The organism is Paenarthrobacter sp. NPDC091669, assembly GCF_044756725.1.
Lineage (GTDB): Bacteria > Actinomycetota > Actinomycetes > Actinomycetales > Micrococcaceae > Arthrobacter > Arthrobacter bambusae_C.
In genome coordinates, this window is the sequence record NZ_JBIVTK010000007.1 from 269,627 (window position 1) to 293,127 (window position 23,501).

Genomic DNA, 23,501 nt, shown 5'->3' on the forward strand with positions numbered 1-23,501 from the left:
AACCGCTGTTGGGTCAGGAATTGAGGTTCCCGGCCAGCCGCTCGCGCATGCGGATGCTGGCCTCGTTGAGCCCGATAAACTCCACCTCGCGCCCGTGATTCCGATATTTTTCGGTCACTGAATCCAGCACCGCCACCGTGGAGGCATCCCAGATGTGGGAGCCGTGCAGATCGATGATCACCCGATCTATTCCTTCTGAGGCATCTTTCGCATAATCGAACTGCGTGTACAGATCGTTGGACGAAGCAAAGAACAGCTCGCCGTCCACGGTGTACGTGGCCACATTCTCGCCGTTGAGCTCGAGCTCCCTCCGCTCCACCGTCGCAAAGTGGGCCACCCGCCGTGCGAACAGCACCATGGCAGTCAAAACGCCGACGCCGACACCCACCGCGAGGTTGTGCGTCGCCACTACAGCGGCCACAGTAATCAGCATGACGGCGGTCTCGGACTTGGGCAGCCGCTTGAGTGTAGAGGGCTGGATCGAGTGCCAGTCGAAGGTGATCAGCGAAACGAAGATCATCACGGCAACCAACGCAGCCATGGGGATCATGCCCACGACGTCGCCGAGGACCACTACCAGCACCAGCAGGAACACACCGGCCAGGAACGTCGAGAGCCGGCTCCGGGCGCCGGAGCCCTTGACGTTGATCATGGTCTGCCCAATGACGGCGCAACCACCCAGACCCCCGAGGAACCCGGTGACGATGTTCGCCGCACCTTGGCCCCAGGAGACGCGGGTCTTGTTGGACCGGGTGTCCGTGATGTCGTCCACCAGCTTGGCGGTCATCAGGGATTCCAGCAGGCCCACCAATGCCATGGACAGTGCGAAGGGTGCAATGATCTGGAACGTTTCCAGGTTCAGGGGAACGTTGGGGAGGAAGAATCCGGGCAGGCTGTCCGGGAGTTCGCCTTTGTCGCTGACTGTCGGAACATCGATGTTGCCCAGTACGGTGACTAAGGTGATGGCACCAATAGCCACCAGGGGGGCTGGAATGGCAGTGGTCAGGCGGGGCAGCCCGAACACAATGACCAGACCCACAATGACAATCGGGTAAACCATCCACGGCACGTTGAAGAGCTCAGGCATCTGGGACATAAACACCAGGATGGCCAGTGCGTTCACGAAGCCGATCATCACTGACCGTGGGATGAAACGCATGAGTTTGGTGACGCCGAGTACCGCCAGGATGATTTGGAAAACACCCGCCAGGATGATCGTCGCGATCAGGTAGTCGAGTCCGTGCTCCTTCATTACCGGGGCGATCACCAACGCAACAGCACCAGTGGCTGCGGAAATCATGGCAGGCCGGCCACCCACCAAAGCCGTCACTACGCCCATGGTGAAGGAAGCGAACAGCCCGATCCGCGGATCAACCCCCGCAATCACCGAGAACGCGATGGCCTCGGGGATCAAAGCCAGCGCCACCACGAGCCCCGCGAGGGATTCCGTCAGCAGGCGGCGGGGCGAGCGGAAGGTCGCCCGCAGTGACATGAGTTGCTCGGGAGTCATGGGTCCTTACAGTGCAGTTGTCCTAGAGCGCAGTCTGGCGGTAGCGCTCAATCTGCTTCAGACGCCGCAGGAGGCTGTCGCGCCGCGGATGCGGAACGACGTCGGGCGCCTCAGCGGTGAGATCGATGTGTTCGGTTCCGTACTGCCACAGCAGGAGGTCATCCAGGAGGCGGTCGGGGCCGGGGGAGTAGCGGTGGTCCAAGGCTTTCCGGACCTCGGTGATCCGGTTGGCGCTGAGCAGGCCCGCGAGCTCCACGGTCTTGGTGAGTCCGTGGGCGGCGAGCAATTCGGCAGCCCATCCCCAGTCGTCATCCACTTTACGGTCAACGTGCGGCAAGAGCGTACGCCAGACATCCCGGACCCGGTTGGGGGTCAGGGGTGAGCCGCCCTCGCCCTCAAGGTCCCAGTAACTGCGGACTTCCTCGTACCGCTCGTGAAGGTCAGCGAAGGCACTTTCAACGGTCTCCAGCATGGCTGCTGTTGCAGTGAACTGACGGTCGAAGTGGGGCGTCCATGCCCGGGGGTCTTCGGCCTTGAACCGGATGTCGTGCTCGATTTCGCTCCAGGCGTGGGCGAAGACGGTACGGATCTGGCACTCGAAGAAATAACTGCCGTTGGCTGGCATGTCCGGGTTGAAGACGTGCTGGTACTCCTTGACGGCCTCGTTCTGGATGGTGCGCAGGATGAGGTGCCGGCTGGAGTAGCCGTAGGTTCCGGACTCGATGGAGCCGATGTCCTTCTCGCGGTCGCCGCGGCAGTCAAAGAGCTGCCGCTGGCGCTTAATGATGTTGGCCACCGCAGCGTTCTCGGCGGGCAGCTTGGTGATGACACGGATGCCCACCATGTCGTTCAACGTGCGGAATGGGTCAGGGAACTTCAGGACACGCGGACCACCCGGCTCCAAGGGATCATCGGTGCGGGAAATCTTTTCGCGGAAGGACTCCACTGTTTTGGTCCGTCCGGTGACAAACAAAGGAGTGACCTCGGCGTCGTTCAGCATGTCCCTCAAGGTGAGGAGGACATCACGCGTGACCCGCTTCAGTGCAGGGCGGACACGCTCATAGAGCGCCACGTTCGCTTCTACTGCGTCGCGCTGGTCCTGGTCCAGGCTGTCCCAATTGCTTGCCATGCCCCCAGCTTACGGGGCGGGTCCGACACTGAACCGAGCCACTCGCCGTCGGGGTGCCTCTAGCCAAACTAGTGAACCGTCACGATAGGCTCAGTACAAAGGAGGGCGCAATGTTGCGGCACAAGTACAGCTACGGCGAACACCCCAGCCAATGGGGCGAACTCTTCATACCTGAACCGTCCAACGGAAACCATCGCGGCGCGTCTGCGCTGGCCGGTGGAATCGCCGTTGTGATCCATGGCGGTTACTGGCGGTCCCAGTACGGCGCGGAGCTTGGCGAGCCTCTTGCGCGGGACCTCGCAGCGCACGGCATCACCGCCTGGAACCTCGAGTATCGGCGGGCCGGCAACGGCGGTGGTTGGCCCCATACTTTCGAGGACATCCTGGCCGGCATCGACCACCTGTCCACCATCGCCGGTGATCACAATCTCCAACTCGGCAAAGTAGTGGCCTTGGGCCACTCAGCCGGCGGCCATTTGGCGGTTTGGGCTGCTGGACGTCAGCGGCTCTCGGACATCGGAACGCCCGACGCCGATCGCCAACTCCAGCGCAGCCCGGAGGACAACGCCGTGCACCTGACCGGCGTCGTCAGTCAGTCGGGCCTCCTGAACCTGGCCGCGGCGGAGAAGCTGAACCTCAGCAACGGCGCCGTCTGCAACCTCATGGGCGGGGATTCCCATAGATTCCCCAAACGGCATAAGTACGCTGACCCCATGAGCTCGCTGCCGCTGGACGTCCCCGTATATGCCGTCCACGCCACGGACGACGAGGACGTTCCCGCCAGCCAGTCCGAGGCCTACGTTGCTGCAGCCACGGCGGCCGGAAGCGCCGCCCAATTGCTCCGCGTCCCCGGGGACCACTTCGACCTGATCGACCCCAAAGCCGTCGCTTATAAGAAGTGCCGCGAACTGGTCCAGCGACTGCTCTCGTAAACAGTACCTCGCGGGGGCTTGCCTCTGGCAGAGTTGTCCCATGCTGACAGTCATTGGTGAAGCTCTTGTTGATGTGGTCCAACGCCCGTCCGGAATCGAGGCGCACGTTGGCGGCAGTCCGCTCAACGTTGCCGTCGGTCTGGCGCGCCTTGACCACCCGGTGCAGTTCATCGGGCGCTACGGCCGCGACGCCTATGGCGACTCCGTGGCGGCACACCTCCGCTCAAGCTCAGTGATGGTGCCGCTTCCGCCGGATGAGAAACCCACCAGCGTGGCCACGGCCACAATCGACGACGACGGCGCCGCCACCTACGTCTTTGACCTCGCCTGGGAATTGCCCGGACTCGCCGCGAGGTTGCCGCTGATGCTGCAGGGAGCCACCTTGCTGCACACAGGTTCCATAGCCACCGCACTGGAGCCCGGCGCCGCAGAGGTGCTTGCCGCCGTCGAACATGCCCACCCAAGCAGCACCATCAGCTTCGATCCCAACTGCCGTCCGAGCATCATTGCGGACGTTGACTATGCGCGGACGCAAGCCGAACGTTTCGTGGCGTTGTCCGACGTCGTCAAGGCCTCCGACGAGGACCTTGAGTGGCTGTATCCCGGCATTGATCCGGTGGAATCCGCGCGCCGTTGGCTGACGCTGGGCGGCGACGAAGGCCCGGCGCTGGTAGTGGTGACGCGTGGTTCACGTGGTCCCTGGGGCATCAACAAGGCAGGCGAGACCCAGATTCCGGCGCCATCCGTCAACGTGGTGGACACCGTAGGCGCAGGCGATTCGTTCATGGCGGGGTTGTTGTCCGCCATTGTGGACCATGGACTGGATGGTGCGCAGAACCGTGGGGCGTTAAGGGCAATGCCCGCTGAGACCCTGGCAGCCATCATGGATCACGCAACACGCGCGGCTGCCGTGACGGTGTCGCGGGCGGGCGCGAATCCGCCCACGCGGGCTGAGCTCAACCACGGAGTGGCGTAACCACGGGCCGAAAGCCCAAGGGCCTAGCCAGCCCCGTGCCCGGCGGCCACTTCCTCTCCGGCCTTTACTGGTCCTGGCGGGGTGCCCTCGCCGAACGGACTTCCGCCCAGGGATTCCCGTCCATGGGGAGTCAACCAGCCGGATAGGTCCGGTCCGGCAGGAACGATCTGCGTGGGATTAATGTCCTCGTGCACTATGTAGTAGTGCTGTTTGATCTGCACGAAGTCGGTGGTGTCTCCGAAGCCCGGAGTCTGGAACAAGTCCCGGGCGTAGCCCCACAGCGCCGGCATTTCGCTGAGTTTGTTGCGGTTGCACTTGAAGTGTCCGTGATAGACGGCGTCGAAGCGGGCCAGGGTGGTGAAGAGCCTGACGTCGGCCTCGGTGATGGAATCGCCCACGAGGTACCGCTGACCGGTCAGCCGTTCCTCAAGCCAGTCCAACGCGTTCCAGAGCCGCGTGTAGGCGGAATCGTAGGCTTCCTGGGACCCGGCGAAGCCGCACCTGTAGACGCCATTGTTGACCTCGGTGAAAACTCTCTTGTTGACGGTGTCGATTTCTTCGCGCAGGTGCTCCGGATACAGTTGGGGCGCACCTGGGCGATGGAACTCCGTCCATTCCGTGGAGAAGTCCAGCGTGATCTGGGGGAAGTTGTTGGTCACCACCTGGCCGCTGGGGACGTCCACCAAAGCCGGAACTGTGATGCCGCGGGGGTAGTCCGGGAAGCGTCGGAAGAAGGCTTGCTGCAGGCGTTCGATGCCGAGTACCGGGTCCTTGCCGTCGGGATCCAGATCGAAGGTCCAGGACCGGGCGTCGTGCGTGGGACCGGGCTGGCCAAGGCTGATGACGTCCTCAAGTCCCAAGAGCCGGCGCACAATGACGGCGCGGTTGGCCCACGGACAGGCCCGTGCCGCAATCAACCGGTAGCGTCCCGGCTCCACGGGCCAGCCGGGCTCGCCGTCCGGCCCAGGAGTGCCCTCGCGCGTGATGCGGTCCTCGATGTAGTTCGTGTCCCGGGTGAACTCACTGCCAGTGACGTACGCACCGCGGGTGCTGTGTTCTTCGACTTCGCTGGTCTTCTCACTCATGACTTCACCCTAAGCTCCAGGCTCGACCTTGTGCCACCGCGGTGCCACACCAAGCTTCTCTGGTGGCAGTCAGCAATGATAAAATATGTCTAAGACCATTTAGAGCATGTTTTAAGAAGGTTAAGTTGGCAAAACGCAGTGTTCCTTTACGGCCGCACATTCAGGATGCTCTTACTGTGTGGGGGCAGCTCATCAGGCAAGGGCGAATTGACCGGAAATGGACGGCGAAGGAGTTGGCTGCGCGCGCGAATGTCTCGGAGCAGACCGTTCTTGCGGCCGAGGCCGGCAGTCGTGGGGCGGCGGTCGGCACTATGGTGGACCTTGCAGACCTCGTGGGAGTTCCCCTCTTTGGTATTGAGGACCGAGCCGAACTTGCGATTCGTCGGCATCGAGGAGAGGAGATGCTGGCTCTTCTACCAAGCCGCGTGAGACGACCAAGGAGCGGCAATTCCGATGACAATTTCTAACGAGCTCTACGTCTGGACGTGGCTGCCGGGTGAAACTGAGCCAGTGGTAGCCGGCAGAGTGGAGCAGATCGGCCCGCTCGTCACTTTCATCTACGGACAGAATTACAGGTCCAGGCCGGACGCCATAAGTCTGTTCGCTCCGGAACTGCCACTGCTGCCTGGCGTCCAGGAGCCTGCAGCTGGACTGAACATCGCTGGCGTCCTCAGGGACGGAAGTCCCGACAGGTGGGGTCGTGGTGTCATCGAAAGACGGCAGAACGTTCCACCCAATTCCCTCAGTGAAGTCGAATACATGCTGACCTCCAGCTCAAACCGATTCGGTGCCTTGGATTTTCAACCTGACCGTGAAAGATACGTGCCTCGGGATGAGTCCGCGACACTTGAGGAGTTACAACGGGCGGCAATGATCCTCGATGTTGGCGGGGAGCTTTCACCAAGTCTGGATGCGGCCATTATGCATGGCACCAGCCTGGGAGGTGCCCGCCCCAAAGCGACGCTGACTGACGAAGACGGGGGTGAGTGGCTGGCAAAGTTCTCGTCCTCCGATGACCGGATCTTCTCCGTGGTGAACGCCGAGGGCGCCATGCTCGAGCTTGCTCGCTTGGCTGGCATGAACGTGCCGGAGAGCAAGGTTGTCTCTTCTCTGGGCAAGGAAGTTCTCCTTGTCAGGCGCTTCGACCGCGATGGGGCCGGAGGGCGGCGTCATGCGGTGTCCGGACTTACCATGGCTCAGACCGACGAAATGTATGCCAGGTATGTGTCCTACCCCCAGATCCTAGATGTGCTGCGTGAGTACGCAGTTGACGCGACACAGCCCGGGCCGGAACTCTTCCGGCGCATCGCCCTGAACATTGCCATCAGCAACAACGACGACCATGCCCGGAACCACGCAGCTTTTTGGGACGGTGAGCATTTGGAACTGACGCCGGTTTACGATCTTGCTCCGGGGCAAAGGTCCGGCGACACCTTTGAGCAGGCAATGCGATACGGGCGTGGTGATAGCGGTGCGAAGGTCTCCAACTTCAAGGCATTGGTAGATGAGTCCGAAATATACGGGCTTCGCGCTGCAGAAGGGCGGGACATCATCGACCACCTTGTATCGAGTATCCGCGAGAACTGGGATACAGCTGCCGAGGTGGCGCGCCTGAGCCAAGCGGACAAACACAAGCTCTACGGAAAGCAGGTGCTTCCAAGAGCAGCCTTCTTTGACTATGAACCAGAGCAGCTGTAGCGAGGCGCCGAGGCCTGTTCGTACCCACGTAGACTGGCATGATGCGGCTCGTAGCAAGCGATATTGACGGCACCATCCTCGGTCACGACGGCAAAATCAGTGGCCGGACCATCCAGGCATTCCAGGCGTGCCGCGACGCAGGAGTGGAACTCGTCTTCGTCACGGGTCGCCCGCCGCGCTGGTTGTACCCGCTGCAGGAGCAGTTGGGACACAGCGGGATCGTGATTTGTTCCAACGGCGCCGTGGTGTGGGATCTCGAAACCGAGAAAGCACTATCCTCGACTGCCCTGGACGCGGAATCTGTGTTCGAGGCACGCCGCATCATCAAGTCACTCCGGCCCGACGCCCTCTTCGCCGTTGAGACCCTCACGGGTTTCCAGCTTGAGCCGGGCTTCATCGAGAACGAAACCAGCGAGCTTCTCGCCGAATTCACCCCAAAACCGCTGGCTGAGACGCTCACGGCGGATGACGCCGTCGTGAAGTTCCTGGCGATCACCCGCAAAGGTACGCCGGACGAATTCCTCGCCGAAGTTCAGCCGGCCGTCGCGCATCTGGTGAGCACCACGCACTCAGCACCCCGGACGGCGATGTTGGAAATGTCCGTTCCGGGCATCAACAAGGCCGTCACGCTGGCCAAGTACGCCGAGTCCTTGGGAATCGAAGCCGCTGATGTGGTGGCGTTCGGGGACATGCCCAATGACATCGAGATGCTTCGCTGGGCCGGCCACGGCTACGCGATGGCCAGTGGTCACCCGGAAGCCATCCTGGCGGCCGGTCAGCAGGCGCCGCACTTCGACGACGACGGCGTGGCCCAAGTTCTCGAGGCAAAGCTCACGGAGCTGCGGGTCTAGTTTGGTCCTGCGCTGGTGATGTCCGATTCCTGCCAGCCAGAGTTCGCGCCGGCTGGTGGAATGTAGTCATGAACATCGAACACCACCAGACTGCTGCTCATTTCAAATCTCTCCACACCAGCACGAAACCACTTGCGCTCAGCAACGCCTGGGACGTCGCCAGTGCCGTCATTACTGAAGCAGCGGGTGCGCCTGCGGTGGCAACAACCAGCGCGGGAGTCGCTTGGTCGCTGGGCATTCCCGACGGAGACCAATTGGACCGGGATCGCGCTATAGCGGTAGTTGCCAACATCGTGAAAGCCGTCAAGGTTCCCGTAACAGCGGATATTGAGGGCGGTTTCTCCACCACGCTGGAAGGCGTCGGGAGAACTGTCCACGACATACTTGAGGCCGGAGCGGTGGGCATCAACATGGAAGATGGGGCCCGGGACCCGGCGGAATTCGCAGAGAGGCTTTCCGCCGCGCGCAAAGCAGCCCACGAGGCGGACCGGGAATTGTTCATCAACGCCCGGACCGACGTATTTCTGGCGGGCGTCGGAACACTGGAGCAGCAGGTTGCCGAAGTACTCGCAAGGGCACAGACGTACGTGGAAGCAGGGGCCGACGGCATCTTTGTGCCTGGAGCAGCGGACGCGGAAACTGTTGCCGCACTGACCGCCGGGATATCTGTTCCCGTTAACGTCATGGTGGGCGCGGGATCGCTGAGCGTTGGTGAGCTCGGAAGGCTTGGCGTCTCCCGTGTCAGCCTCGGGTCCAGCACCGCCCAAGCCGCCTACGCCGTCGCTCAGCGGGCAGCCGAAGAGTTAAACACGACGGGCACCTACACGGCGGTAGCGGAGGCCGTGGACTACGGATTCCTCAATGGGCTGTTGGACTCGTCGAAAAGGAACTGAGGGTGGAGGGGCCTCCCGTTGCTTCGAGGGAGGTCCTTTCACCAGTGCGGAATCCAGCAGCGCACTGAGCCACGGTATTGCTGGAACTCGGCTCCAAACCGGCGTTCCAGATCAGCTTCTTCATGTGGTCGAACAGCGTAATTCCACAGGAGCGAGCCGATGACGGCGTAGGCGATCACCAGCCACGAACCCAGCAAAAGGCCCACAGCAGCGCCTTGGGAAATTCCTGCCACGGCCATGGGATTCCGAACCCACCTATATGGACCGGCGATGACCAGGCGGTTGGGCATGGAAGAAGGCAGAGGAGTGCCACCTCCGGTTGAGGACATAGTCACCGCGGAAGCGATACCTAGGGAACTGGCCAATAACAGCACCACGAAGCCGACGGGTGCGGCCGCCGAGGGGAACAGCAGGGAGACGCCCCACCGCTGCTCTAACCACCACATGACGGACGGCAGCACCACCAGGAAGAAACCCCAGAAGAGAATCAACTGACCCATGGTTGACCCCACGTTGGTTGCATTGCCGCGCAGCGTGGATGCCGGACGGAACGCGAACGGTCCCCGCACGATCAACTCCGTGGGCACCCGTCCCTGCGCCACAAAGAACAGCGCAACCACTGAGCATGCGACGGCGGCGAACATGATCAGGACGCCCCACCCCGCCTCGGTAGTGATGGTTGCGTAGACAGCCAAGGCAACTGCAACGATTCCAGTCCAACCAGTGGCCACCACTGCTGCTGCCCTGACGCCGAAGGCCGCGACACCCGAGGCGATGACGAACAAGGGAATGTCGAAGGCGGCTACAGAGACGGGATCCAGGCGGCCAAGAGTGGCTGCGCGTATGGCCGGTGACAGGAAAACTCCAACCCACCACGCGAGCCCAGCCACAGCTTGGACAGCGAAGTAGATCCGGCCCCACCCGTGTGCCCGCGAAGGGGCAGGGCCCTCCGAGCTCACGGGTGCCGTACGCCCTCGCCGGCCAGCAGTGCGCGGTAGCCCTCTTTGTACGTGGGGAAGGTGAATTCAAAACCTGTGGCCCGGAGCCGTGCGTTGCTGCAGCGCTTGTCGCCGGGGCCGGCGCCGGACGCGTCCCCGGGTGCCGCCGTCGTGGGTTCCGGGCACCCAAGTTCTGCGGCGAGGAACCGCAGGACGTCGCCCATCTCCGCAGCGACGTCATCGACGCCAACGTAGACGGAATCGGGAGCGGCTTCCATGGTGGTGAGGTGGACGATCATCGCGGCGGCGTCGTCCCTGTGGACACGGTTGGTGTGCCGCGGTTGGGCAGGAATGACGGCCTTGCCGCTGCGGACTTGATCGATCAACCGGGTGCGACCCGGCCCGTAAATGCCGCCGAGCCGCAGCGAAACGGGCTGAGTGGTGGTCCCGTGTGTCCGGGCGAACAGCAGTTTTTCTGCCTCCACCAGGACTTTGCCGCTGAACCGCGTGGGCTCCGTCGGGGTGGACTCGTCCACCACAGCCCCGCCGGAATCTTTGTACACGGCCGTGGAAGAGACGAACAGAACGCGCCGCGGTTGAAGGGACTGCCGTTCCAACGCGTCAAGGACGTTCCTGACACCATCCAGGTAGGCCGCGCGATAAGCCTCCTCGGTGGACGCGTCGGCAGCGATGGCCACCACCACAATGTCCACGTCCGGCGGCAGGTCAGGCAGCTCAGTGGAGAGGTCCGCGTACACGCCGCGGATTTCGGCAGGCAACTTCCCGGGGGACCGGCGCAAGCCCACCACGTCATGGCCCGCAGCGGCGAAGCGGAGTCCGGCTTCGGTCCCAAGGTCGCCGCATCCGGCAATCAACACAGTCATGCCCCCAGTTTGCCAGTCCCGCGGTGTCACCCAGTTCCCAGCTTCCATACAACCGGCGTTCAACTTGGCTCCGTAGGCTTCCAGCCAAGGACCCGTTCGCACGGTGAAATTCGCACGGTGAAATCGTCTCGTTGAATGTGTAGGGGGAATTATGGCCAAGCGTCGGATCAACAACGTCAACACTGCGCCTTTGCGGCGGATCGAACCGGACCATCACTGGCGGTCGCTGCGCCAGGGCGATCGGGTCAGCGTCACCTTGACGCCGGGTTACGAATCGTCCGGGATTGTGGACGCCGTCACCGGCGATGCCACCGCGGTGTGGGTGGAGCTCGACGGCGGTCGCGGCCGGACGCTGGTGCACGTCAGCGACGGCGTGGCGATCGTTCCGCAAAGGACGGCGGCGGCACTCCCGCAGGAGTCCTAGCCGCACCTTGGCGATGGGCTACGCTACGGGTGTGACGCTGCCCTATTTCCTCCGCAAGGATGGTTCAGCAGGCCCTCTTGCCCTCGCCCACCGGGGATTCTCCTTGGACGGCCTGGAGAATTCCATGGCAGCCTTCAGGGCCGCGGTGGATCTGGGTACGGTGCACCTCGAGACGGACGTCCACACGACGTCCGACGGCGTACTGCTGGTTTTCCACGACTCTTCCTTGGATCGCGTGACGGATTCCGTGGGCAAAGTGTCCGAGCTGACGGCGGCGGAAGTAGCTCTGGCGAGGATCGGGGGCGTGGAACCGGTGCCAACCTTTGATGAACTCGTCTCGTCGTTGCCCTGCGCCCGGCTGAACCTGGACGTCAAGGACTGGAACTCCGTGGGTCCGATGGCTGCTGCCATTGAGAAGCACCGCATCCATGACCGCGTCCTGGTCACCAGCTTCTCTGACAGGCGGCGCCGCGCAGTCCTTTCCAAGCTCTCCCGCCGGGCGGCGTCCTCGGCAGGCAGCTCCCTGACCGCGCTCTTCGTTCTTCTTGGCCCCGTGCTGCCGGCTCCTTTGGCACGCAAGCTGCTCTCCGGCGTCGACGTCTTCCAGGTTCCTGTCCGCTATGGGCGCTTGCCGGTGGTGACGCCGGGATTCATCCGCCGCGCGCATCGGCTTGGCAGGCAGGTGCATGTGTGGACCATCAACGATCCCGTCGAGATGGAGCGGCTGCTGGACCTTGGCGTGGACGGGATCGTGTCCGACCGGCTCGACCTCCTCAAGGAAGTTCTGGTGCGCAGGGGCGAGTGGGTCTAAAACCGTCGCCTACTCCTGGGTTTCGATCGCTGCAGGCCGGATTTGGCTTGCGCGGATCCTTGCCAGGTCAAACTTGTTGCTGCGGTCGAAGGTGAAGATGCCGTTTTTCTCCTGGAAGACGTCCGTCAGTTGGGTGTAGCAGTACCCGAACATGTCCGGGTTCTCCAGCAGGACCGAGCAGAGTCCGTCGAACCGGGCGTAGAACTCTTCCTCGCTCCTGACGCGCTGGCCATAGCCCCATGACGAGGCGACGTCGCTTCCGTCCACAGCTTGGCGGGCCTCCACCTCGTTCCACCAGATTCCACCGAACTCGGAAACGAAGTAGGGCTGGCCGGCATACGGCACCGAGTATTCCTCGCCGTCGCCCTTGCGGTTGATGTATGGCTTCCCCTCTGCCAGACCCTGCTGCTCTATGCGGAAGCGGTCCGGGTCCTGCTCGTAGGAGTGGGAATCGTAGATGTCCGTATCGCGGATCCGGTGCGCGTAGCCGGAGGCGTCGATGACCGGACGTGTTGGATCAGCCAGTTTGGTGGCTTGGAACATGGCCTCTGTGACGTCGTCCAAAACTGTCAGCCGATCGTGGAGAACCTGGTGCGTCTCGTTGAGCGGGCACCAGCCGATGATGGACGGGTGGTTGTAGTCCCTCTTCAAAACTTCCAGCCACTGGGCGACGAAACTCGCGGTGGGCTGCTGGTTGTGTCCTATGGTGCCGCCGCCCGAGACGCCCCAATCGCCGAACTCGCCCCACACCAGGTACCCGAGCCGGTCGGCATGGTAGAGGAAACGCTCCTCGAAGACCTTTTGGTGCAGGCGGGCGCCATTGAAGCCTGCGGCCATGGACAGTTCGATGTCCATGATCAGCGCTGCCTCGTCCGGCGACGTCATGAGGGAGTCCGGCCAATAGCCCTGGTCCAGGACCAGCCGCTGGAAAACGGGCTTGCCGTTGAGGCGGACCACCTTTCCGTCCAGGGCAACTGAGCGGACGGCCGCGTAGCTGCTGATGTGGTCAACGGTATTGCCGGCGGAGTCCATCACGCTGACCTCAAGGTCATACAAGAAGGGATCTTCAATGGACCATGGGTGCAGGGACTCGCTGGGGATTTCCAGCCTAAGGGAGGGAGTAAGGTCCAGATCGGCTTTGACCGTAGCTTCAACCCGCATGTCACCCTTGTCGCTGAGGACCGCGGTGATGGTGTGCCCGCTCCGGTTCTGGCTGACAGGCACCTCAAGTGTGATGCTGGAGTCGGCCAGGTTGGGGGTCATCCGGAGCCGTTTGATGTGCACTTCGGGGACAGCTTCCATCCACACTGTCTGCCAAATGCCAGTGGTTCGCGTGTACTGGCAGTGGGTGTTGTTGTACCAAGTGGCCTGCTTTCCGCGGGCCTGCATTTCGTGCCGCGAATCCCTGGCCCGCACCACAATCACTGCATCCGTGCCGGGCTCCGCGACACCCCCGAGATTTGCCGTGAAGGGTGTGAAACCGCCCCGGTGCCGGGCAACTTCCACACCGTTCACCCACACGGTGGCATCGTGATCCACGGCGCCAAAATGAAGCAGGACGGTCTGGCCAGCCCACCCACTGGGAATGGTCACGGTTCGCCGGTACCACACGGCTTCCATGAAGTCCACGTGTTCAATCCCGGATAGTGCAGATTCCGGTGCGAACGGCACCACGATCCGGCTGTTGAGTTCGCGGGTGGTGAGTCCGCGTTCCAAACCGGAGTCACCGGCGTCGATCTCAAAACCCCAGGGTCCGTTGAGGTTCATCCACTTCCGGCGGACCAGTTGTGGGCGGGGGTGCTCGGGCTTGGGCATGGCGGAGGTCACATTTTGGCTCACACTCAAAAACCTAACGCGAGATGGGGTTGAGTACCACCGGCCACCACGCGAGGATAAGGAACGTGACCCGATTCCGTTTAGCCATCCTTGACGATTACCAGCAGGTCTCCGGCGATTACGCCCCGTGGGACTCACTGCTCGACGACGGCGTTAAAGTGAGCGTTTTCAGCGCACCTTTTGTGTCGGAAGAGCAGGCCGTGGCCGCCTTGGCGCCGTTCGACATCATTGTGGCGATGCGCGAACGCACCCGTTTTCCCCAGGATGTCCTTGAATCCCTGCCCAACCTGAAGCTGTTGGTGACCACTGGCATGGCGAACGCAGCCATTGATCTGGGAGCAGCGGCAGAGCGGGGCATTGTGGTGTGCGGAACGGGTGGCTCACCTGCCGCGGCGCCCGAGCTGACGTGGGCTTTGCTCATGGCCTTTGCCCGGAATCTGACCGTGGAGGAGAACTCCTTGCGCGCGGGCGACTGGCAGACCGGCGTCGGGTTTGAACTTGAAGGCAAGACGCTGGGAATCGTTGGCCTGGGCAAGATCGGCAAGCGAATGGCTGGCTACGCCAAAGCGTTTGGTATGGACGTCCTGGCGTGGAGCCAAAATCTGACGGCCGACGCCGCAGAGGCTGCCGGTGCCCGGAAGGTCAGCAAAGAGGAGCTGTTCCGTGAGTCCGACGTCGTGACGCTGCACCTTCGGCTGTCAGAGCGGACAGAAGGGATTGTCGGTTCCAGGGAACTGCGCCTTCTCGGTCCGGAAGGTGTGCTGGTCAACACCGCGCGGGGGCCCTTGGTGGATGAGGCTGCACTGATCCAGGCACTGGAGGAGGGGTGGATCCGCGGCGCCGCATTGGACGTGTTCGACGAGGAACCCCTTCCGTCCGGGCACGCACTGCTCCACTCTTCGCGGACAGTGCTCTCACCGCATATCGGCTACGTGACCCACGAGAGCTACCGGCAGTTCTATGGCGGGGCTTTCGAGGACGTCAAGGGGTGGCTCAGCGGGACTCCTGTTCGGGTGATCAACGCGTAACTCACCGCTAGGTTACGCTCGGGCAAGCGCTTTCCGAGTGGAGCTGGCAAGATGGACCCATGCGTATCCTCATCGCCCCGGACAAGTTCAAGGGATCACTGACCGCCGCAGAAGCCGCGTCAGCCATGGCCGAAGGCGCCCTCCGTGTTTACCCGGATGCCGTGACCACCCAGTTCCCTGTGGCCGATGGCGGCGAAGGCACACTGGATGCCGCCATCGCCGCCGGCTACGAAGAGCGAAACAACGCCGTAGTCGGCCCCATCCTCAAGCCCGTGGGAGCCTCTTGGGCGATCCGGAAAGACGCTTTCGGCGGGGCCAGTGTTGTTATCGAAACCGCGATGGCTTCCGGCCTGGCCCACATGGAGCCGACGCCGGAGAATTCGCTGCGAGCCCACAGCTACGGCTGCGGCCAGTTGATCGCCGCTGCCCTCGACGCCGGTGCCACCGAGATCGTGCTCGGCCTGGGTGGTTCGGCAATGTCCGACGCCGGCAGCGGCGCCCTGCGTGCCTTGGGGCTCAAGCCGCTCGATACGGCCGGGAATGTAGTGCCGCTCGGTGGAGGTTCCCTGGCCGACGTCGTCGCCGTCGATGTCTCCGAGCTGGATCCGCGGCTGTCCACCGTGAAGTTCCGCATCGCCGTCGACGTCCAAAACCCGCTGTACGGGCCGGAAGGTGCCGCTCACGTTTTCGGTCCGCAGAAGGGTGCCGATGAGGACGCCGTTGAAAGGCTCGACGCCGGCCTCCGCAACTGGGCGTCGCTCCTTCGGGAAGCTACGGGCCGCGACGTGAACGTTCCGGGAGCTGGAGCGGCTGGCGGGTTCCCGGCGTCGTTCCTGGCTTTCACCGATGCTGCGCTGGAAGGCGGCTTCGCGCTGGTCGCCGGTCTCACAGGCCTCGCGCAGCATTTGGGCGAGGCCGATCTGGTGATCACCGGCGAGGGTTCCATGGATGAGCAGTCGCTCACAGGCAAGGCGCCGATCGCCCTGGCTGATGCCGCGAGCGTGCACGGAATTCCCGTCATCGCCGTCGCGGGGCGCATTACGGTCACGCCCGAGGACCTGGCGAAGCACGGCATTGTGGCCGCAGCCCAGTTGCTGGACGTAGCGCAGCGCAAAGATGGCGTTCCCGACGTCGCCGACGCCGTGGCCAATGCAGCCAAATACCTCGCGTGGGCTACCAGCCAGGTGCTCGAGGGAGCCTGATTACTGCCGGTAGCCTTCGACTTCGCTGACGGGCCGCGGTTCGGCGTCGTCGGGGTTCGCGCCTGCGTCCTTCTTGGCGCGGCGTTGGCGCAGCAGGTCCCAACATTGGTCCAACTGGGCCTCCAGTTGGGCCAAGCGGGCGGTGTCGTTTTCCGATCCTTCGGAGTCACGCAAGCGGTGCTCCTCTTCGACCAGCGACTGGATGCGTTCCAGCAGGTCCTGGTTGTCCATGTCTAAGACTCCTCGATGTGGTTCGCGCGGTTACCTAGAAACTAGTCCTGTAGGTGCGGTGCGTCTACCAATGGCCCACGGCATACTTGGGACATGAAATTCACAACCACCATCGTTGGCGATGGCAACAAGGCCGGCATCGAAGTTCCCGACGAGATCGTTGACGGGCTTGGCGCCGGCAAACGGCCCCCGGTGGTGGTGACCATCAACGGGCAGAGCTACCGCAGCAGCATCGCGGTGATGGGCGGGAAGTTCATGGTGGGGGTCAGCTCGGCGAACCGTGAACTGACGGGCGCGTCGGCTGGAGATACGGTTGAGGTGGGCCTTGAAGTGGACACCAAACCGAGGGTTGTCGAGGTGCCCGAGGACTTGGCCGCGGCGCTGGATGCCGAGCCTGAGGCAAAGGCCTTCTACGGGACCCTGAACTACAGCAGCCAGCGACGCTATGTTGAGCCGATCGGCGATGCCAAGACCGAGGAAACCCGTGCGCGGCGGATCGCGAAGGTGGTCTCGGATTTGAAGGCGGGAAAGAAGTAGGTCGGTTGACCGTAGGCTGGCTTTTTCGACCTTGGAGGGGGACTGACTGTGGTCTACGACCGGGAACGTGAGCGGCGCGACGACGCTGCGTATGCGGAACATAAGGAAGCTGTCGCACGGGGCGAAAAGCGTGTCCTTCGACGGACCAGTACAGGCGAGTTGCACAGCTATCCCAAAGAGGAGATCGGGTTTACGCCGGGGCGGGGGCAGGCGCAGGTCAGTACGTGGTGGGGCATGGCAATATTGGCTGCTTTCGGGGTGGTGGGATTCGTTGCCACGGTGGTGCTGTTCATCATGCCTGTGTTCCAAGGAGGCGGGCCCTCTTGGGGTGCCCTGTGGCCCATGGGCATAGCGGGCTTCTTGGCCTGGTATGGATTCGGCTTGTCCAAGGACGAATATCGGGCTACACAATTGCGCAAAGAACGGGGATCTCCGAAGCCTGGCACGGGAAACGTCGACGTGAATCTGCTGGAGCTGGGTAGCCGTCAGTAGCCCGGTTCGAGGACGCTACCGAAGGGCCCTTACCCTCGGCATGGACTTGCGCTATCTTATTCCCACCTGCGTCGGGCTGGCTGGGGAGCGCGCGCCACGTCACAACAAAGCGAGGTAAAACAATGCGAATCAAAATTCTCTCCGCTGCCCTCTGTGTAGGTGCGCTGACGGCGTTGTCGGCGACGCCGGCTTTCGCCGCAGGGCAAGTGGAAAAGGGCCCGGAGAATTCCAACTCCATCTGCTCGTACTCGGGCCTGAATGACCACCCTGATGCGGCATACCCAGAAGGTGGCCGGGTTCAGTCCTACGGTCAGGCCGTGAGGCAGGGGCTCAAGGCCGAATTGGCTGAGCAGGGCGAATCGCCCAGCCTTCTCTGCAACGGACACCGGCTTCCCTGGCAGGAAGTTACCGGAAGTCACTGACTTTCCGCCCGATAAGCGACAGCTGCCTCCCACAGGCCAAATTCGGCGGGAGGCGGCTGTTCTCAGGCCACCCCCTCAGGTGAGTGCCGCCGTCGTCGACGCCTTCCGCGCTATCAGCGCGATTCCCACGGCCGAGGCAAGGAAAATGGCACCCAGGATGGCCCAACCCAGCGTGCCATGTTCGACGACGGTGGCGGTCACCACGAGCGGTGCGAGCATGGCCCCCAGGGCAGATCCCATGCCGAACATCCCTTGGTAAGCGCCTGCTTGGAGGGGGTTGGCGAGTTCGAAGCTGAGTCCCCAGGCTCCCGCTTGCGAGAGGATTTCCGCGAACGAGTGAAGAAGTGCTGCGCCGCAGAGGAGCGTGATGGCGGCGATGACCGGCACCCCGCCCGCCGCGGCGTAGAGCGCGCAAGCCATCGCCATGAGCACACCACCAATCAGCACTATCTTCCCTGCGCGCCGGGGGTGCTCGGTGCCGCGGGAGAGCGGCACTTGCAGCAGAACGACACACAGAGTGTTGATGACAAGGATTGCCGATATCAAGACATCCGGGGCACTGGTGTCCTGCGAAATCCACAACGGGACGCCCATCTCGGCGAGCCCGAACTGCATGCCGAAGATGCCGGACAGCACGGTCAGCAGTACGTAGCGGCGGTCCTTGAAGGGGGAGATACCCCGCGTCGGGGCAGGTTTGACGGGATCGTGGCGGGGTGCGTCTACCCTGGCGGGGAGGCGGCGGAGGGCCATCGCGCTCAGGATGTAGGCCACGCCGGCGCCGATCATCATCCCCCTGAACGCGCCCGCGGTACCGGCCAGCAACGCGAGCCCGGCGATCATGCCTCCCACGGCGATGCCCAGGTTGGTGATGGTGCGGAGGACTGCGCGCGCATTCACGCGGTTCGGACCGTCGAAGGCCCGGGCAATGATGGCGGATCGCGTGGCATTCGCGCCCCGGTCCACGCCTACTGCTATGCAGGCGATCACGACGGCGGTGCTGAAGTTCCCGGCGAACGTGTAGCTTGCGATCGCGAGCCCCTGGACGGCGACCATGCCCACAAGGAGTCGACGTGCGGAAAAGCGGTCGGCGAGTCGGCCGCCGATATAGGAGGTGGCGACGCCGACCCCGCTCGAAACCGTGAGTATCACGGCGATTTCGAGGGCGCTCAGCCCGACGAAGCGGCTGAAGTACAGGACCGTCAGGGTGAGGAAGATTCCGCGGCCCACTGTGGACACCAGGATGGCGGAGGCGAGGATCTTGAGGGCGGGATCAGAGAGCGCGACGCGGAGGGTGTGCTGCGGAGCGGGGGCGGTATTGGCCAGGGATTTAGTCACACCCCTAGTTCTGTCACCCACTGGCGGCGGGCGGTATTGATGTAGCGTAGTGCTTCATGTTGAAGTACGAGTTGTCAGAGGCAGATCTGGGCGGCGTGCGCTTTGGCATCTCGCCCCTCTGCGAACTGGGACTCTCCCTCAGGGCTGTTCGCGATCCCAGCCAGTATCCACTCCAGCTGCCTTGGTTGCGGCGAACAGAAGAAGCCCGCTCACGCTTGGACCTCGATGGATTGCTGTCCTTGGTGGATGACCGGCTGTGGACACCGGACTTCCTGAACCCCCGGCCCCAGTCGCCACTCACCAGGATCGATGACGAGTTCGCAGCATTGGAGCAGCTTTCGGCCGAGCGGTTTCACGGAGACCTGGTCAGGGTGCACGGCGCTGTCCCGAATGTTTTTTCCGGTCCGGTTGGGCCGGCGATCCGGCGCATGGTTCGTATCCTCCGGGACTTCTGGGAAACCTGCTTCGAGCCGCACTGGCTGCGCATGCGAACCATCCTGGAAGCGGACATTGTCTATCGAGGCCGGCAGATTGCGCAGGGCGGCCTGTTCACGATGCTGAACGATTTGTCCGGTGCTGTGGAATTCGATGGCCGCGTCATCTCCGTGCGGCTGAAGAATCCGGCGTCGCGGACCGAGAAGACGGACGGTCTGGGGCTGACGCTTGTTCCCACCATGTTCACCCGCAGGGCTTCTGCTCCCGTGAACCACGGCGATCCGCCGATGCTGATGTACCCGGCCAGGGGCCAGGGCGCCATGTGGGAAACGGAACGGATCACCAACCCGGCCGCGATTGTGGCCGTGTTGGGTGAGGTCCGGACCAGCCTGCTCACCGCCTTGGCAGCCCCGGCCTCGTCCACAGAGTTGGGCCTGCGCTTTGGCGTCACGACGTCGGCCGTGAACCAGCACCTCAGGGCACTCCGGGACGCAGGACTCGTGACGTCAACCCGCTACGGCCGCAGTGTGCTCTACTTCCGGAGCGAACTGGGCGCGGCGTTGCTGCTGGGGTGACTTCACAGGCGGGCTGACGGCGACAGGTGAGTGTCGTCGTCGTACGTTTTAGTCTTTGCGGAGGCTGTACGTGCTGACCACGTTGCCCCTGCTGGTGGCGTACTGGTCCTCCAACACGAGCCGGTGCAACGGGTCGCCGTCCTCAAAGAGCCGCCGCCCGCTGCCGGCCACCACGGGATGCGTCATGAGGGTCAGTTCGTCCAGGATGCCCGCGAAAAAGAGTTGGCGAACCAGTGAAATGCTGCCGCAGACGGCAATTTCGCCTCCGTCGCGGCTCTTCAGGTCGGTGACAAACTGCTGCACGTCGCCTTCGATCAGGTGCGAGTTTTCCCACTCCAACGGTTCTGTAAGGGTGCGCGACGCGACGAACTTCTCCACGGGATTGATGAAGGCGGCAAAATCATCATCCTGCGAAGCGTTGGGCCAATATCCGGCCCACTCCTGGTAACTGACCCGCCCCAGGACCACGGTGTCCACCGTGGTGATCATCTTGGTCAGTCCTTTGCCGAGTTCGTCGTCGAAGCTGTCGAATTGGAACTTGAATGGGTCCTGAACCACGCCATCAACGGAGTGGAACAGGCCGGCGGTGACTTTGCGCAATTGTTTCTCCTGGTAGGCGGTGGTTTGGAGCGACGCTGCTAGGCGGCGCGGCTGGTGGTTTGGGGGCTGCGGGACGGAAGGGCGGTCACATTGTTGTGGTCCGGGTTGAGGCGCACGGGCACTTCGTGGAGTTCGGCGTAGACCTGCAGCTGTTTCAGTGCATCCTCATCAATGGTCGCTTGGGACAGGTCCATCTCCACTCCGAGACCGCCGCCAAGGCCCTTGGTGCGTTGGACCACTGGGTAGAGACCCTGAAGGCTCAGAGCGGTCACGCGACCGGTCGCTTCGATCTGGATCTGTTCGCCGTCTACGTCGACGCGAACAACAACGGAGAGCTTGTCGCTGGCCAATGCACTGCCTTTCATCCTTGCTGCCACGCTGCAGCGCCCCCAGCGTATGTGCCATGTGTGACCTGCGCAACATTACGACGGCGGTGGCCGGCATTTCAGTTGCGGCTGAAGATCGTCGGCGTCAGGCAGGCCGCTGTGTACCCACGCATGGATATGGGCTCCCGAGTCACAAACCCAACTGTCCCGGAAGTTGTCTTTGTAACAGCTGGTTGCAGGGGATGTCTTGGGACAACATACGGGACTGAAATGTTACGTCGAGGCTGATTCGGCATTCCACCAGTGCTCAAAAGTGCCTTGATGAATGGCCTAAAGCCGTTTGCAAGATGCCCCGGGATGTATGCCCTTTAGTCCGTTTTGCGGCACGGCGCGGTGTCGGGGTGCCGTCGCGGCCTAAATCGGCCCAATGGGACCGTCCCAACGAGAGTGTTCCAGTACTAAGGAAGTGGGGCACCCTTCTTCACGCTTGAACAGGGGCTTCGCGGCGGTCTCACTTATCGGGCCCGGGCGGGGCGACCCGGGGGGATGCTCAGTCTATTTGGCGGCGGCTACGAGTGCGGTGAAGACCCGTTCGGGTGCTTCTGCAATGCGGTTCAAGACGTATAACCACCATTGGTCCCCGAAGATCGAGTATTCACGGGTGGTATAGCCGTCCTTGTGCAATCGGTCCAAGGTGGAGGTGCCCAGCCCGAGCAGCATTTCGAATTCCACTTCAGGCCGGCTGACTAGATCCGGGTGTTCTGAGATGAGGTCCTCGATCAGTGTTGCGTCGTGCGTGGCGATGGACAGCGGGTGTCCGGTCTCCAGGATGCGTCCCGCTAGACGGAGGTATGTCTCCCGAAGTTCGCCGCTGCCGCGAGGGAAGGCCGTGTCGGCCGGTTCGAGGAACGCTCCCTTGACCAAACGGATTACGCCCGGGCGTTCCAGCACCCGTTCCAGGTCGGCTGCGCTGCGGTGTAGGCGTGCCTGGACGGTGATCCCCACGGGTAGTCCCTCAGCGCTCAGCTTGTCGTAGGTGTCCAGGACCAGGTCCGTGCGGTCTGAACCTTCCGCGGAGATCATGAGCGAAGTACCCAGCGGCGCTAGGGCTTTGGCCATCGCGCGGACGTTCTCTGCTGCGAGTCCGGGGTCTACGAGGAGTCCAACGTGAGAGAGGTCGAAGGAAACGGTGCTGGCAATCCTTGCCGCCCGGAGTGCGGTGATCAGCTCCAAAAAGACATTCGCTTCCTTACGCGCCAGCTCAGCATCGCGGACGCTTTCTCCTGCGTATTCAATGCTCACCAGGTGCCCGCGCGCCATGGTGCGCTGGGCTGCCGTCAAAGCATCATCGACCGTGTCACCTGCCGAATACTGCCGGGCGATCCTCCTTGCCACGGGTGCCAACGAGGGGGAGGACATCACCTTTTCTTTGAGGATTTCATCCAGCGCCCAAGCTCGCAGCACATCCGCTGCCGCCTCACGATCAGTCATGCTCACAACTCTCCATTTTCGCATTTATTCCGTAGTCACCACTACCGTATTGTGCGCTACGATATCTTATTGCTTATCGAATGGGAAGTGGCATGCCGAGAACACGTGACGTAGAGAAACAAAAACGCGCCCTGACAGAGGCCACATGGGCTGTGCTCACTCGCGCCGGACTGACGGGGCTGACGGCCAGCGCCGTAGCGAAGGAAGCCGGATGCACCACCGGACTTGTGTTCCATACATTCCCTACGAAGCGTGACCTCCTGGTGCACGCGCGCAGGACGTTGACCGAACGCGCTGTTGCCCGTCTCGAAGAGGTGGAGGCCAAAGCATCGGACCCGCTCAGTGCGCTCCAGGATGTCGTTCGTGCGCTGCCGGTATATCGTCGCGGGGCAACCGACGAAGCGCGGGTCTGGGTCAGTTTCCTCGCTGCAGCCGTTGCTGATGAAGACATCGCGGAACATCACCGTCAAGGTAACCGAATGCTGCTGCGCCGCATTGAACGGCTGGCCGCGGCAGCACGACCGGACTGGACTCACGAGGACGTCACATCTTTTGCAGTGGACGTCTCGGCGTTGAGTGAGGGACTCAACGCAGTGTCGCTGCTCGACACCCAAAGCTATTCCGCGGAACAACAGGAAAGGTCCATCGACCGACTCTTGGAACGCACTACATAGGGTCTCCTAGGTGTCCCAATCCCAAGGAAGTGGGACAGCTAACTGTGTGTAGCGTTTAGGGCACCTTCACCGGGCAGTTTTGCGGGCGGGTCTTACGGGAACGCCGTGTCCCTGAAACCGCGGGGTCGGCGATATACGTTTAGATGTGGCCGTCGGGGGACCGGCTAACGGGCGCTGTCCCGGAAA

Annotated in this window: 26 protein-coding genes; 15 read left to right on the forward strand and 11 right to left on the reverse strand. The window is 62.8% G+C overall.

Features of this window, described 5'->3' with window-relative positions:
- Window positions 1-13: 13 nt before the first annotated feature.
- Together ACIQLI_RS13960 and ACIQLI_RS13965 are read right to left on the reverse strand one after the other, a co-directional pair.
- The gene (locus ACIQLI_RS13960) at window positions 14-1,510 is read right to left on the reverse strand and encodes a SulP family inorganic anion transporter (protein ID WP_400389390.1); all 1,497 of its coding nucleotides are present in this window, start codon (window positions 1,508-1,510) and stop codon (window positions 14-16) included.
- Window positions 1,511-1,532: 22 nt separating this feature from the next.
- Window positions 1,533-2,639 carry a RelA/SpoT domain-containing protein gene (locus ACIQLI_RS13965; RefSeq protein WP_354515393.1) on the reverse strand — a complete coding sequence of 369 codons (1,107 nt, stop codon included), beginning with the start codon at window positions 2,637-2,639 and terminating at the stop codon, window positions 1,533-1,535.
- A 110-nt stretch (window positions 2,640-2,749) separates the two neighbouring features.
- On the opposite strand from ACIQLI_RS13965, the gene ACIQLI_RS13970 reads away from it, so the two are divergent.
- Window positions 2,750-3,571: an alpha/beta hydrolase gene (locus ACIQLI_RS13970; RefSeq protein ID WP_089593109.1), complete on the forward strand. Its 822-nt coding sequence runs from the start codon at window positions 2,750-2,752 to the stop codon at window positions 3,569-3,571.
- A 40-nt stretch (window positions 3,572-3,611) separates the two neighbouring features.
- Window positions 3,612-4,547: a carbohydrate kinase gene (locus tag ACIQLI_RS13975; RefSeq protein ID WP_400389394.1), complete on the forward strand. Its 936-nt coding sequence runs from the start codon at window positions 3,612-3,614 to the stop codon at window positions 4,545-4,547.
- Between the two features lie 23 nt (window positions 4,548-4,570).
- On the opposite strand, the gene ACIQLI_RS13980 is transcribed toward ACIQLI_RS13975, so the two are convergent.
- On the reverse strand, window positions 4,571-5,632 hold the full coding sequence (locus ACIQLI_RS13980; RefSeq protein WP_354231604.1) for a glutathione S-transferase family protein: 1,062 nt from the start codon (window positions 5,630-5,632) through the stop codon (window positions 4,571-4,573).
- 176 nt (window positions 5,633-5,808) lie between these two features.
- On the opposite strand from ACIQLI_RS13980, the gene ACIQLI_RS13985 reads away from it, so the two are divergent.
- The 4 genes from ACIQLI_RS13985 to ACIQLI_RS14000 all read left to right on the forward strand — a co-directional run bounded on the left by ACIQLI_RS13985 (window position 5,809) and on the right by ACIQLI_RS14000 (window position 9,074).
- Complete coding sequence (locus ACIQLI_RS13985; RefSeq protein WP_400389550.1) at window positions 5,809-6,099, forward strand: helix-turn-helix transcriptional regulator; 291 nt, start codon at window positions 5,809-5,811, stop codon at window positions 6,097-6,099.
- On the forward strand, window positions 6,086-7,330 hold the full coding sequence (locus ACIQLI_RS13990) for a type II toxin-antitoxin system HipA family toxin (RefSeq protein ID WP_400389397.1): 1,245 nt from the start codon (window positions 6,086-6,088) through the stop codon (window positions 7,328-7,330). The genes ACIQLI_RS13985 and ACIQLI_RS13990 overlap by 14 nt, the downstream gene beginning before the upstream one ends.
- Window positions 7,331-7,371: 41 nt before the next feature.
- On the forward strand, window positions 7,372-8,181 hold the full coding sequence (locus ACIQLI_RS13995; protein ID WP_400389400.1) for an HAD family hydrolase: 810 nt from the start codon (window positions 7,372-7,374) through the stop codon (window positions 8,179-8,181).
- 68 nt (window positions 8,182-8,249) lie between these two features.
- Window positions 8,250-9,074 carry an isocitrate lyase/phosphoenolpyruvate mutase family protein gene (locus ACIQLI_RS14000; RefSeq protein WP_400389403.1) on the forward strand — a complete coding sequence of 275 codons (825 nt, stop codon included), beginning with the start codon at window positions 8,250-8,252 and terminating at the stop codon, window positions 9,072-9,074.
- A 38-nt stretch (window positions 9,075-9,112) separates the two neighbouring features.
- Here ACIQLI_RS14000 and ACIQLI_RS14005 read toward each other — a convergent pair whose 3' ends face one another.
- Both ACIQLI_RS14005 and ACIQLI_RS14010 read right to left on the reverse strand, forming a co-directional pair.
- Window positions 9,113-10,033 (reverse strand): methyltransferase family protein, encoded by a 921-nt coding sequence (locus tag ACIQLI_RS14005; protein WP_400389406.1) that lies wholly within the window; start codon window positions 10,031-10,033, stop codon window positions 9,113-9,115.
- The gene (locus ACIQLI_RS14010; protein WP_400389409.1) at window positions 10,030-10,944 is read right to left on the reverse strand and encodes an SDR family oxidoreductase; all 915 of its coding nucleotides are present in this window, start codon (window positions 10,942-10,944) and stop codon (window positions 10,030-10,032) included. The genes ACIQLI_RS14005 and ACIQLI_RS14010 overlap by 4 nt, the downstream gene beginning before the upstream one ends.
- Before the next feature lie 103 nt (window positions 10,945-11,047).
- Between ACIQLI_RS14010 and ACIQLI_RS14015 the strand changes: the two genes are divergently transcribed.
- Entirely contained in the window at window positions 11,048-11,320 is a 273-nt protein-coding gene (locus ACIQLI_RS14015) for a hypothetical protein (RefSeq protein WP_400389412.1), read from the forward strand.
- A gap of 13 nt (window positions 11,321-11,333) precedes the next feature.
- Window positions 11,334-12,131, forward strand: a complete 798-nt coding sequence (locus ACIQLI_RS14020; RefSeq protein ID WP_400389415.1) for a glycerophosphodiester phosphodiesterase — start codon at window positions 11,334-11,336, stop codon at window positions 12,129-12,131.
- Between the two features lie 9 nt (window positions 12,132-12,140).
- Here the strand turns inward: ACIQLI_RS14020 and ACIQLI_RS14025 are convergent, their stop codons facing one another.
- The gene (locus tag ACIQLI_RS14025; RefSeq protein ID WP_400389553.1) at window positions 12,141-13,958 is read right to left on the reverse strand and encodes a glycoside hydrolase family 2 protein; all 1,818 of its coding nucleotides are present in this window, start codon (window positions 13,956-13,958) and stop codon (window positions 12,141-12,143) included.
- Window positions 13,959-14,032: 74 nt separating this feature from the next.
- Between ACIQLI_RS14025 and ACIQLI_RS14030 the strand changes: the two genes are divergently transcribed.
- Together ACIQLI_RS14030 and ACIQLI_RS14035 are read left to right on the forward strand one after the other, a co-directional pair.
- A complete protein-coding gene (locus ACIQLI_RS14030; protein ID WP_354231613.1) occupies window positions 14,033-14,995 on the forward strand; it encodes a D-2-hydroxyacid dehydrogenase family protein in 963 nt (320 codons plus the stop codon).
- A 59-nt stretch (window positions 14,996-15,054) separates the two neighbouring features.
- Window positions 15,055-16,197 carry a glycerate kinase gene (locus ACIQLI_RS14035; protein WP_400389418.1) on the forward strand — a complete coding sequence of 381 codons (1,143 nt, stop codon included), beginning with the start codon at window positions 15,055-15,057 and terminating at the stop codon, window positions 16,195-16,197.
- Here ACIQLI_RS14035 and ACIQLI_RS14040 read toward each other — a convergent pair whose 3' ends face one another.
- Window positions 16,198-16,428 carry a DUF2630 family protein gene (locus ACIQLI_RS14040; RefSeq protein ID WP_400389421.1) on the reverse strand — a complete coding sequence of 77 codons (231 nt, stop codon included), beginning with the start codon at window positions 16,426-16,428 and terminating at the stop codon, window positions 16,198-16,200.
- A 93-nt stretch (window positions 16,429-16,521) separates the two neighbouring features.
- Between ACIQLI_RS14040 and ACIQLI_RS14045 the strand changes: the two genes are divergently transcribed.
- The 3 genes from ACIQLI_RS14045 (at window position 16,522) to ACIQLI_RS14055 (ending at window position 17,879) form a co-directional block, all read left to right on the forward strand.
- Entirely contained in the window at window positions 16,522-16,965 is a 444-nt protein-coding gene (locus ACIQLI_RS14045) for a YdeI/OmpD-associated family protein (protein WP_400389424.1), read from the forward strand.
- Between the two features lie 48 nt (window positions 16,966-17,013).
- Window positions 17,014-17,457 carry a hypothetical protein gene (locus ACIQLI_RS14050; RefSeq protein WP_400389427.1) on the forward strand — a complete coding sequence of 148 codons (444 nt, stop codon included), beginning with the start codon at window positions 17,014-17,016 and terminating at the stop codon, window positions 17,455-17,457.
- 122 nt (window positions 17,458-17,579) lie between these two features.
- Window positions 17,580-17,879: a hypothetical protein gene (locus ACIQLI_RS14055; protein WP_354231623.1), complete on the forward strand. Its 300-nt coding sequence runs from the start codon at window positions 17,580-17,582 to the stop codon at window positions 17,877-17,879.
- 75 nt (window positions 17,880-17,954) lie between these two features.
- Here the strand turns inward: ACIQLI_RS14055 and ACIQLI_RS14060 are convergent, their stop codons facing one another.
- Window positions 17,955-19,214: an MFS transporter gene (locus ACIQLI_RS14060; RefSeq protein WP_400389430.1), complete on the reverse strand. Its 1,260-nt coding sequence runs from the start codon at window positions 19,212-19,214 to the stop codon at window positions 17,955-17,957.
- A gap of 56 nt (window positions 19,215-19,270) precedes the next feature.
- On the opposite strand from ACIQLI_RS14060, the gene ACIQLI_RS14065 reads away from it, so the two are divergent.
- Window positions 19,271-20,224, forward strand: coding sequence for a DUF5937 family protein (locus ACIQLI_RS14065; RefSeq protein WP_400389433.1), 954 nt, complete (start codon window positions 19,271-19,273; stop codon window positions 20,222-20,224).
- Between the two features lie 48 nt (window positions 20,225-20,272).
- Here ACIQLI_RS14065 and ACIQLI_RS14070 read toward each other — a convergent pair whose 3' ends face one another.
- The 3 genes from ACIQLI_RS14070 to ACIQLI_RS14080 form a co-directional block, all read right to left on the reverse strand.
- A complete protein-coding gene (locus ACIQLI_RS14070; protein ID WP_400389436.1) occupies window positions 20,273-20,824 on the reverse strand; it encodes a dihydrofolate reductase family protein in 552 nt (183 codons plus the stop codon).
- 38 nt (window positions 20,825-20,862) lie between these two features.
- Window positions 20,863-21,189 carry a hypothetical protein gene (locus ACIQLI_RS14075; protein ID WP_400389439.1) on the reverse strand — a complete coding sequence of 109 codons (327 nt, stop codon included), beginning with the start codon at window positions 21,187-21,189 and terminating at the stop codon, window positions 20,863-20,865.
- 516 nt (window positions 21,190-21,705) lie between these two features.
- On the reverse strand, window positions 21,706-22,641 hold the full coding sequence (locus ACIQLI_RS14080) for a proline dehydrogenase family protein (RefSeq protein ID WP_400389442.1): 936 nt from the start codon (window positions 22,639-22,641) through the stop codon (window positions 21,706-21,708).
- A 92-nt stretch (window positions 22,642-22,733) separates the two neighbouring features.
- Between ACIQLI_RS14080 and ACIQLI_RS14085 the strand changes: the two genes are divergently transcribed.
- Window positions 22,734-23,315: a TetR/AcrR family transcriptional regulator gene (locus ACIQLI_RS14085; protein WP_354231635.1), complete on the forward strand. Its 582-nt coding sequence runs from the start codon at window positions 22,734-22,736 to the stop codon at window positions 23,313-23,315.
- Window positions 23,316-23,501 lie beyond the last annotated feature (186 nt).

Coding starts and splice junctions, on each gene's coding strand:
- ACIQLI_RS14080 (WP_400389442.1), bottom strand. CDS start 22,641: ATGACTGATCGTGAGGCGGCAGCGGATGTGCTGCGAGCTTGGGCGCTG.
- ACIQLI_RS14075 (WP_400389439.1), bottom strand. CDS start 21,189: ATGAAAGGCAGTGCATTGGCCAGCGACAAGCTCTCCGTTGTTGTTCGC.
- ACIQLI_RS14085 (WP_354231635.1), top strand. CDS start 22,734: ATGCCGAGAACACGTGACGTAGAGAAACAAAAACGCGCCCTGACAGAG.
- ACIQLI_RS13965 (WP_354515393.1), bottom strand. CDS start 2,639: ATGGCAAGCAATTGGGACAGCCTGGACCAGGACCAGCGCGACGCAGTA.
- ACIQLI_RS13995 (WP_400389400.1), top strand. CDS start 7,372: ATGCGGCTCGTAGCAAGCGATATTGACGGCACCATCCTCGGTCACGAC.
- ACIQLI_RS13975 (WP_400389394.1), top strand. CDS start 3,612: ATGCTGACAGTCATTGGTGAAGCTCTTGTTGATGTGGTCCAACGCCCG.
- ACIQLI_RS14035 (WP_400389418.1), top strand. CDS start 15,055: ATGCGTATCCTCATCGCCCCGGACAAGTTCAAGGGATCACTGACCGCC.
- ACIQLI_RS13960 (WP_400389390.1), bottom strand. CDS start 1,510: ATGACTCCCGAGCAACTCATGTCACTGCGGGCGACCTTCCGCTCGCCC.
- ACIQLI_RS13990 (WP_400389397.1), top strand. CDS start 6,086: ATGACAATTTCTAACGAGCTCTACGTCTGGACGTGGCTGCCGGGTGAA.
- ACIQLI_RS14020 (WP_400389415.1), top strand. CDS start 11,334: ATGGGCTACGCTACGGGTGTGACGCTGCCCTATTTCCTCCGCAAGGAT.
- ACIQLI_RS14065 (WP_400389433.1), top strand. CDS start 19,271: ATGTTGAAGTACGAGTTGTCAGAGGCAGATCTGGGCGGCGTGCGCTTT.
- ACIQLI_RS14010 (WP_400389409.1), bottom strand. CDS start 10,944: ATGGAAGCTGGGAACTGGGTGACACCGCGGGACTGGCAAACTGGGGGC.
- ACIQLI_RS14045 (WP_400389424.1), top strand. CDS start 16,522: ATGAAATTCACAACCACCATCGTTGGCGATGGCAACAAGGCCGGCATC.
- ACIQLI_RS14000 (WP_400389403.1), top strand. CDS start 8,250: ATGAACATCGAACACCACCAGACTGCTGCTCATTTCAAATCTCTCCAC.
- ACIQLI_RS13980 (WP_354231604.1), bottom strand. CDS start 5,632: ATGAGTGAGAAGACCAGCGAAGTCGAAGAACACAGCACCCGCGGTGCG.
- ACIQLI_RS14040 (WP_400389421.1), bottom strand. CDS start 16,428: ATGGACAACCAGGACCTGCTGGAACGCATCCAGTCGCTGGTCGAAGAG.
- ACIQLI_RS14015 (WP_400389412.1), top strand. CDS start 11,048: ATGGCCAAGCGTCGGATCAACAACGTCAACACTGCGCCTTTGCGGCGG.
- ACIQLI_RS13970 (WP_089593109.1), top strand. CDS start 2,750: ATGTTGCGGCACAAGTACAGCTACGGCGAACACCCCAGCCAATGGGGC.
- ACIQLI_RS14055 (WP_354231623.1), top strand. CDS start 17,580: ATGCGAATCAAAATTCTCTCCGCTGCCCTCTGTGTAGGTGCGCTGACG.